Raw genomic sequence first — 8,561 nt, 5'->3', positions numbered from 1 at the left:
CTGGATTACGAAATCAACAAGGAACTCGGCGAGTGCTATCTGTTCATGGGCGACCTGGACAAGGCCGAGGAATACTACAACAAGGCCATGAGCAGTAACGGCGTCCACTCGGACCCGTACCTGGGCCTGGCCACCATCGCCGTGCAGCGCGGCCAGCTCGAGGACGCCATGGGGCTTTACCGCAAGGCCTCGAGCATCGACGCCGACGATCGGGCCCTGTCCGGCATGGCGCTCATCGAGATGGAACGCGGCGACCGGGGCGAAGCCTTCACCCATTTCAAGGGCGCGCTGACCCGCAACCCCGAAAATCTCGTGGCCCTGTTCGGCCTGGTGCGCCTGGCCCACGCCGAATCCCGCATCGAGGAAGTCCTGCCCTACCTGCGCGACTACCTCACCGTGGACCCGGCCAAGCACGAGGTGCGCTTCACCCTGGCCGGCTGCCTGGTGAGCCTCGGCCGCCACGCCGAGGCCGGCGCCGAACTCGACGCGATCCTCGCCCAGGACCCGCGCCACGACGCGGCCCGCGACCTGGCCGAGGAACTCAAGCGCGTCGCCGCCTAGCCGCGACCCGATTTCCCCCCTCCGCGCCGTCCGGCCGCATCCCCAAAGGACGCGGCCGGACGTTCCGGCATCCCCTCGCCCTTGCCATGCGCGGGCGCGTGTGGCACCTCGCCCAAAAACAAGCGAGGTCCCAGCCCATGGAATTCCTGCCCATCAAGCGGGCGCTTTTAAGCGTCACCGACAAGTCCGGCCTGCCCGAACTGGCCCGGTTTCTCAGCGCCGCCGGCGTCGAACTCGTGTCCACCGGCGGCACGCGCAAGCAGCTCCTCGAAGCGGGACTCCCCGTCGCCTCCGTCAGCGACGTGACGGGCTTCCCCGAAATCATGGGCGGCCGCGTCAAAACCCTGCACCCGGCCATCCACGGCGGCATCCTGGCCGACAAGGACAACCCCGACCACCTGGCCACCATCGCCAAGCACGGCATCGCCCCCTTCGACATGGTGGTGGTCAACCTCTACGCCTTCGGCAAGGCCCTGGAGAAAAAGCTGCCCCTGGCCGAGATGATCGAGCAGATCGACATCGGCGGCCCCACCCTGCTGCGGGCCTCGGCCAAGAACTTCGGCAGCATCCTGGTCGTGCCCGACCCGGCCTTCTACCCCGAGGTCATGGACGCCCTGGCCCAAAACGGCATGCGGGCCCCCCTGCCCCTGCGCCAGAAGACCGCCGCCGCCACCTTCCGCGCCACGAGCACCTACGACGACGCCATCGCCACGTATCTGGCGAATGCGTAGGAAGAAAAGAGAAGAGGAAGAGGCCTCCGGCGGCCGGGGGGCCATGCTTCCATGACGCCCCCCGGACCCCCTCGACGGGGGGGATGAAAGGAAATGATCATGACAGCAATCATCCTGACACAGCCGCTCGACGAGCAAGGCCGGGCCATCGCCGAGGAACTGGGCGCGCCCCTGGGCGGGGTCGCGCATCTCGCCGACATCGCCCCGGCCGGGCGGGGCGACGCCCTGGCCGCCGCCCGGGTGGTCCTGTCGTTCAAGCCGTTCAAGGAAATGGGCCAGGACCTGGGCCGCCTGGGCCCGGGGCAACTGCTCCAGGTCGTCTCGGCCGGCCTGGATGACCTGCCCTTCGACCGGCTGCCGCCGGGGCTGATCGTGGCGGGCAATTCCGGCGCGTTCGCCCGGCCCATGGCCGAGCACGCCCTGGCCATGGTCCTGTGCCTGGCCAAGCGCCTGCGCGAGGAGGACGCGGCCATGCGCCGGGGGGAGTTCAACCAGATGGTCCCCAACCTGCTGCTTTCCGGCAAGAAGGCGGCGGTGCTGGGGTTCGGCGGCGCGGGCAAGGCCGTGGCCGGGCTGCTGGCGGCCTGCGGCATGGAGATCTTCGCGCTCAACACCTCGGGCAGAACCGACCAGCCCGTGGCCTTCGTTGGCACCTTGGACGACCTGGACACGATCCTCGCCGACGCCCAGGTGGTGGTGCTCACCCTGCCCTACACCAGGCACACCCACGAGCGCATCGGCGCGCGGGAGCTCGCCCTGCTGCGGCCGGACGCCATCCTGGTCAACGTGGCCCGGGGCGAGATCATCGCCCAACAGGACCTCTACGAACACTTGCGGGCCCATCCGGAATTCCGGGCCGGCCTGGAGTCCTGGTGGGTGGAGCCCTTGCGCCACGGCCGCTTCGAGCTGGCCTGCCCCCTCCTCGACCTGCCGAACCTGCTGGCCTGCCCGCACAATTCCTTCAACGTGCCCGAGTGGCCGCGCCTGGCCCTGGAAAGCGCCTTCGCCAACGCGGGCCGGTTCCTGCGCGGCGAGGCGGTAACCGGCCTCATGCGGCCGGAGCTCCACCGCATCTGAGGCTGCTCGGTCGCTTGCTTCAGGCTCTGGCCGAGAACATGGACCGCGCCGACGTCGCGGGCCTGGCCGCGGCCTGGTAGCCGGCCAGGGCCTGGCGGCGGCGCAGGGGGCTTGGCGTTTCGTCGGTCACGGCCCTGGCCGCGTCGCCCGATTCCGCCAGCAACGTGTTGGCCGCCGCCGCGTCCAGGGCATCGCTGAAGGAAGTCTGGGCGGTCGCGCCGGTGAGGTCGAATTCGTAGTCCGTGGCCGAGTAGCGCACGGAAAAGGGGCCAAGGGAGACGGCGGCGTCGCGGGTGATGCGTTTGCCGCCGACCTGCGGCGCGCACGCGGCCAGACGCGAGGCTTCGCGCTGGTAGGCCGAGGCGGCCGAACTGGCGGCGGCGATGCCGGCCATGGGCGGACTCCGGGCGCAAACGCGCCGCGACGGGGGTGACGCCGAGCGTACCTGCCCTCGCGGCCCGGCACAGGCCGGGACCGGCTCCATCCATGGAGGAAAGGACTTTCTATGTAACCCTCCCGCGTCGCCATGGCAAGGGGGAGGGGCGACGGCTCAGACGAAGCAGCCGGCCAGGCGGGGGTCGTTGTCGAGCATGGCCCGCACCTCGCCCTGGCAGTCGCGAAGCGACAGCACCGTGAAGAAGTCGTCTTTTACGGTCGGCGCCTGATGCACGGCGACGAGCCATTCCTCCCTGGAGAAGGGATCGGCGCGCACGGCCTCGAAAAAGCCCGTTTCCGTGAAGAGGCCGGCGAGGGTCTCGGTCTGCGCCCCGCCCTGGAGCCGGCTGACGAGGTAACTGGCCGTGCCGACCTGGAGGCCGTGGGGCCTCGGCCGGGCCGAGGTCGCGTCCAGGGCGTGGGAGATCAGGTGTTCCGAGCCGCTGGCCGGGCGCGAGGAGCCGCAGATCTCCATGGCGATGCCGTTGAGCATGAGCGCCGTGCCGAGAAGCTCCGTGCCCTTTTGGTCGAAGCGCGGGGCGTCCATGAACTGATGCACCGTGGCGTCGGAAAGCAGCGCCGCCAGGTCGTCCACGGCCTCGCCCCGGTGGTGGAAGGCCAGCTTCCAGTCGAAGACCGCCGTGAGCTTGGAGGCCAGGTCGCCGACGCCGGAGAGCCACAGGAGGCGCGGCGCGGCCAGGCACACGTCCGTGTCGATGACCACGCCTTGCGGCAGGGCGGCGGCCAGGGAACGGCGCGCCCCGGCCATGGTCAGGCTGGACTGCGGGCTGCAGAAGCCGTCGTTGGACAGCGACGTGGGCGCGGCGAAATAGGGCCGCCTGGCCAGAAAGGCCAGGTACTTGGCCATGTCCAGCGCCTTGCCGCCGCCGATGCCGACCACGGCGGCGACCTTTTTCGGCAGAGCCGCGAAAGCGGCGGCCGCGTCCTCGAAGCGGTTGTCCGTGACCTCGCTCCAGGCGGCGGCTTCGATCCCTTCGGCCGCGAACCCGGCCCGGGCCGCCTCGGTCACGGCCGGGGGCAGGCCCTGGCTCGCCAGGACCAGCACGCGGGAAAGCCCCGCCCGGCGCAGGTAGACGCCGAGCCGCCCCATGGCCCCGGGCTTGATGCGCACGAGCCCCGGCACGGAAATGGTCTTCATGACGTCCCCCCTTCCTCCAGGAGCATGGCCGCGATGTCCGACCACACGGCGAAGGGGCGAAAGCCCTCGCCGCGCTCGCCGAGCGCCCCGGCCAGGTCGCCCCGTGCGAAGCGCCGCCCGGCCGGTACAAGGAGCGCGGCCGGCAGGTCCGCGAACCCGTCGCCGGCGAAGGCCACCTTGCCGGCCCGCGACAGGGCGTCTCGCACCACGGCCCCCTTGTCCACGCCCGTCTCGTCGCAGGTGAACGGCGAAGGCGGCGGCGCGTCCATGACCAACGGCCCGCCCGGCCGGTAGACGCCGGGGTTGGCGTGCACCTCCAGGCGCACGCCGGCGGCGTCGAGGAGCCGGCGGATGTACCAGTCGCAGCCGGCCGAGGCCACCACCACCTCCCAGCCGGCGGCGCGCAGCCGGGACAGGGCTCCGGCCAGGCCCGGGTCCAGGCCCATGTCCGCGACCAAGGCCAGCACCTCGGACTCCGGGGCGCGGATGCGCGAAAAGATGGTGCGCAGGGCGGCGAAATGGGTCATCCGTCCGGCCCGGTAGGCGTTCCACGGGGCGAGCGCGTCCGGCGGCAGCAGGCGCGCCGCCGCCAGGGAATAGAAATCCTCGGCGGTCATGGTGCCGTCGAAATCGCTGACCAGAACGGCGTCAGGCATACGTTCTTCTCCATCCATGAGGTCCGGGAGGGGATGCCGGCGACGCCGGTCTCCCGATCCGGCCATTTCCGGCATAGGCCCAAACGGCTCCGGTTGCCAGCGGCGATTGCGCGGCCGGGCCCGGGGACCGGCTTGACCGGCCGGCCCGGGGAGGTATGCTGGAGCATCGCCGCCTCCCCCGGAGCACGTCATGGAGCAATGCGACCTCCCCCGCCCGCCACGCCGCCTGGACCGCCTCCGCGAAGTCCTGCCGCGGCTGCTGCCGTTTCTCGCCTGGTGGCCCATGGTCAACCGCCGCACCCTCAAGGCCGACCTGTGGGCCGGGCTCACGGGCGCGGTGATCGTGCTGCCGCAAGGCGTGGCCTTCGCCGCCATCGCCGGCCTGCCGCCGGTCTACGGCCTGTACGCGGCCATGATTCCGGTGGTGGCCGCGGCGCTCTTCGGCTCCTCCCACCACCTCATCTCCGGGCCGACCACGGCCATTTCGCTGGTGGTCTACGCCACGGTCAGCACGCTGGCCGTACCGGGCTCGCCGGAATACATCCGGCTGGTGCTGGCCCTGACGGTGCTGACGGGGCTGGCCCAGCTGGGCCTGGGCGTCGCCAGGATGGGCGGGCTCGTCAATTTCGTCTCCCATTCCGTGGTCTCGGGATTCACGGCCGGGGCGGCGATATTGATCGCCACGAGCCAGCTCGGGCATTTCTTCGGAGTGCCCCTGCCGCGCGGCGGCGATTTCCTGGAGACGTGGCTGGCTTTTCTGCGCCAGTTGCCGGCGATCAACTGGCGGGTGGCGGCCATCGCCGCGGCCACGCTCCTCCTGGCCGTCGGCATCCGCCGGCTCTCGCCCAAGGCCCCGTCGCTGCTTTTGGCCCTCATCGGCGGCGGGGTCGTGTGCCAGCTCCTCGACGGCGCGGCCCACGGGGCCAAGCTCGTGGGCGCGCTGCCGGCCAGCCTGCCGCCGCTGTCTTTGCCGGAACTCGACCTGGACACCTTCCGGACGCTTTTCCCCGGAGCCCTGGCCGTGGCCATGCTGGGCCTGGCCGAGGCCGTGTCCATCGCCCGGGCCGTGGCCGTGCGCTCGGAGCAGCGCATCGACAACAGCCAGGAGTTCATCGGCCAGGGCCTGGCCAACATCCTGGGCGGCTTCTTCTCGGGCTACGCCTCGTCGGGCTCGTTCACGCGCACGGGCGTCAACTTCGAGGCCGGGGCCAAGACCCCCCTGGCGGCGGTCTTTTCCGCCGTGTTCCTGGCGCTGGTGGTGCTTTGCATCGCCCCGGCCACGGCCTACCTGCCCATCGCGGCCATGGCCGGGGTGATCGTGCTGGTGGCCGCCAACCTGGTCAACCTCCGGGGCATCCGCCACATCGCCGCCACGGACAGGGCCGAGGCCGGCATCCTGGCCACGACGTTTCTGGCCACGCTCTTCGTCGGCCTGGAATTCGCGCTCTACGCCGGGGTCATGCTGTCGCTGCTGCTCTACCTGCGCCGCACCAGCCACCCGCACTTCATCACCCTGGCCCCGGATCCGGCCTCGTCCCACCGGGCCCTGGTCAACGTGCGCCGCCGCCCCCTGCCCGAATGCCCCCAGCTCAAGATCCTGCGCCTGGACGGCTCGATCTTCTTCGGCGCGGTCAACCACATCGCCGAGGAGCTCCACCGCATCGCGGCCGCCAGCCCCGAGCAGTGCCACATCCTCGTCGTCGGATCGGGCATCAACTTCATCGACGCCGGCGGCTGCCACATGCTCTTCCACGAGGCCGGGTCCATGCGCCTTTCCGGCCGGGAGATCTTCTTCTGCTCGCTGAAGTCCGAGGTCATGGAGCTGCTCACGCGCGGCGGCTGCCTCGGGCGCATCGGCGCGCAAAACGTCTTCCGGGACAAGGGCTCGGCCATCGCCGGCATCGTGTCGCGCCTGGACCCCGAGCGCTGCGCCTGCTGCCGGGAACGGGTGTTCGCCGAATGCGCCTCCCGACCCGGCGGCGCGGCTGCGGCGTAGGGGGAGAGGGGGAGACGCCTCCGGCGGCCAGGAGGGGGTCACCCCCTCCTGGACCTCCCGCAAAGGGGGGCTAAGGGCCAGAGCCGGCTTCGGGGGGGGCGGATGGCCGGAGCTTCGGTCGCGGGCAGGAGGAGCAGGCGGGGCATGCCGGCGCGTCAGCCGTTGCCGGCGGCCTTCTTCTGGCAGTCCGGGCAGATGCCGTAGAGGTAGAGCTTGTGGGCGGTGAGGCGGAAGCCGTGGCGCCTGGCCACCTCCTCCTGGAGGCGCTCGATGGAGGGGTCCACCACCTCCACGTTGACGCCGCAGGATTCGCAGATCAGATGGTCGTGGTGGCTCTGGCCGTAGAGGATCTCGTAGCGCAGAGCCCCGTCGCCGAACTCCACGGCCTTGGCCAGGCCGGAATCGGCCAGGAGCTTGAGCGTACGGTAGACCGTGGCCTGGCCGATGGTGTCGTACACCTGCTTGACCTTCTGGTAGAGCTCCTCGGACGTGACGTGCCCCTCCTCGCTCAGGAAGACCTCCAGGATGCGACGGCGCTGGGGGGTCATCTTGAGTTTCTTTCGGGCCACGAAGTCCGAGAAAATGGCGCTGGGGTCCTTGCTCATGGAATATCCTGTCGCAAATAATTGTCCATAGTAGCCATCCGATGGGCCCCGGTCAATGCGGCCCGCCCGATCGGGCCGACGCCTCGGCGACGACGCCTCAGGCCGCCGCCCGCCGCACGGCCGCGACCAGGGTCGGCACGTCCAGGATCAGGGACATGGTGCCGTCGCCGTTGATGGTGGCCCCGGAAATGCCGGCCACGGAGCCGATGTAGCTGCCGAGGCTCTTGATGACCGTCTGCTGCTGGCCCATGACCTGGTCCACGGCGATGCCGGCCCGTTCGCCCTCGAAACGGGTGACCACGATCTGCTCGATGGCCGGGGGCTCGCCGGCCAGCTCGAAGGCCTCGCGCAGCCGGATGTAGGGCACGATCTCCCCGCGCAGGTGGATGGTGCGCCCCCGCGCCTGCCCCTGGTCCCGGGGCAGTTCCACGCACTCCTCCACCAGGGACAGGGGGATGATGTACTGGTCGTCGCCGGCTTTTATCTGCAGGCCGTCGATGATGGCGAGCGTCAGCGGCAGCTTGATGGTGATGCGCGAGCCCTTGCCGAACGTGCTCTGGATGTCGATCTTGCCGCGCAGCGCGTCCATGCTGCGCTTGACCACGTCCATGCCCACGCCCCGGCCCGAGACGTTGGTGATCTTCTCGGCCGTGGAAAAGCCCGGCAGGAAGACGAGGTTGTAGATTTCGCTCTCGCTCAGGCGCGCGTCGGGCGGGATGAGCCCCTTTTCCTCAGCCTTGGCCCGGATGCGGTCCGGGTTCATGCCCCGGCCGTCGTCGGTGATGGACAGCACCACCTCGCCGCCGGCGTGCTCGGCGGAGAGGACGATGGCGCCGGTCTCGGGCTTGCCGGCAGCCAGCCGCTCGCCCGGCGGCTCGATGCCGTGGTCGATGCTGTTGCGAAGGAGATGCACCAGCGGATCGTTGAGCTGCTCGATGACGGTCTTGTCGAGCTCCGTCTCGCCGCCCTCGGTCACGAGTTCGATGGACTTGCGCATTTCGGCGGACAGGTCGCGCACCAGGCGGCGGAAGCGGCTGAAGGTGGTGCCGATGGGCAGCATGCGGATGCCGAGCGTGTTGTCGCGCAACTCGTTGGACAACCGCTCGATCTCCTCGGCCACGCTGGTGAGCGCCGGATGGGCCAGGCCCGAGGCGAGCTGGGTGAGCCTGGCCTGGGCGATGACCAGCTCGCCCACCAGGTTGACCAGGTCGTCGAGCTTGGCCGCGTCCACCCGCAGGCTCTGCATGGCCTCCTTCTTGGCGGCCTGGGGCTTTTTGGCCTCGGCCGGGACGGCCGGAGACGGCGCGGGAGCAGCGGTGGGCGCGGGAGCGACGGCCGGGG

The 8,561-nt window shown here is 70.5% G+C and carries 9 protein-coding genes; 4 read left to right on the top strand and 5 right to left on the bottom strand.

Features of this window, described 5'->3' with window-relative positions; all coding sequences use genetic code 11:
* The 3 genes from Q1K70_RS08810 to Q1K70_RS08800 all read left to right on the top strand — a co-directional run.
* On the top strand, positions 1 to 561 hold a 561-nt coding region (locus tag Q1K70_RS08810), incomplete at its 5' end, for a tetratricopeptide repeat protein (RefSeq protein ID WP_300157954.1).
* Positions 562 to 698: 137 nt separating this feature from the next.
* Positions 699 to 1,292, top strand: coding sequence for an IMP cyclohydrolase (locus Q1K70_RS08805; RefSeq protein ID WP_300157952.1), 594 nt, complete (start codon positions 699 to 701; stop codon positions 1,290 to 1,292).
* Positions 1,293 to 1,391: 99 nt separating this feature from the next.
* Positions 1,392 to 2,369, top strand: a complete 978-nt coding sequence (locus Q1K70_RS08800; protein ID WP_300157950.1) for a 2-hydroxyacid dehydrogenase — start codon at positions 1,392 to 1,394, stop codon at positions 2,367 to 2,369.
* Between the two features lie 19 nt (positions 2,370 to 2,388).
* On the opposite strand, the gene Q1K70_RS08795 is transcribed toward Q1K70_RS08800, so the two are convergent.
* From Q1K70_RS08795 to Q1K70_RS08785, 3 genes are all read right to left on the bottom strand, one after another.
* Positions 2,389 to 2,763, bottom strand: a complete 375-nt coding sequence (locus Q1K70_RS08795) for a hypothetical protein (RefSeq protein ID WP_300157948.1) — start codon at positions 2,761 to 2,763, stop codon at positions 2,389 to 2,391.
* Between the two features lie 156 nt (positions 2,764 to 2,919).
* On the bottom strand, positions 2,920 to 3,963 hold the full coding sequence (locus Q1K70_RS08790) for an iron-containing alcohol dehydrogenase family protein (RefSeq protein ID WP_300157946.1): 1,044 nt from the start codon (positions 3,961 to 3,963) through the stop codon (positions 2,920 to 2,922).
* Positions 3,960 to 4,619, bottom strand: a complete 660-nt coding sequence (locus Q1K70_RS08785; protein ID WP_300157944.1) for an HAD-IB family phosphatase — start codon at positions 4,617 to 4,619, stop codon at positions 3,960 to 3,962. Before Q1K70_RS08785 ends, Q1K70_RS08790 begins: the two co-directional genes overlap by 4 nt.
* 190 nt (positions 4,620 to 4,809) lie before the next feature.
* Here Q1K70_RS08785 and Q1K70_RS08780 point away from each other — a divergent pair, with 190 nt between their 5' ends.
* Positions 4,810 to 6,615, top strand: coding sequence for a SulP family inorganic anion transporter (locus Q1K70_RS08780; protein ID WP_300157942.1), 1,806 nt, complete (start codon positions 4,810 to 4,812; stop codon positions 6,613 to 6,615).
* A gap of 155 nt (positions 6,616 to 6,770) precedes the next feature.
* On the opposite strand, the gene Q1K70_RS08775 is transcribed toward Q1K70_RS08780, so the two are convergent.
* Together Q1K70_RS08775 and Q1K70_RS08770 are read right to left on the bottom strand one after the other, a co-directional pair.
* Entirely contained in the window at positions 6,771 to 7,220 is a 450-nt protein-coding gene (locus Q1K70_RS08775; protein ID WP_300157940.1) for a Fur family transcriptional regulator, read from the bottom strand.
* 97 nt (positions 7,221 to 7,317) lie between these two features.
* A partial coding sequence (locus Q1K70_RS08770; RefSeq protein ID WP_300157937.1) for a chemotaxis protein CheA occupies positions 7,318 to 8,561 on the bottom strand: 1,244 nt, incomplete at its 5' end.

It is taken from the genome of Solidesulfovibrio sp., from assembly GCF_029978005.1.
Taxonomy (GTDB): Bacteria; Desulfobacterota; Desulfovibrionia; order Desulfovibrionales; family Desulfovibrionaceae; genus Solidesulfovibrio.
This window is presented reverse-complemented; position numbering and strand designations above follow the sequence as displayed.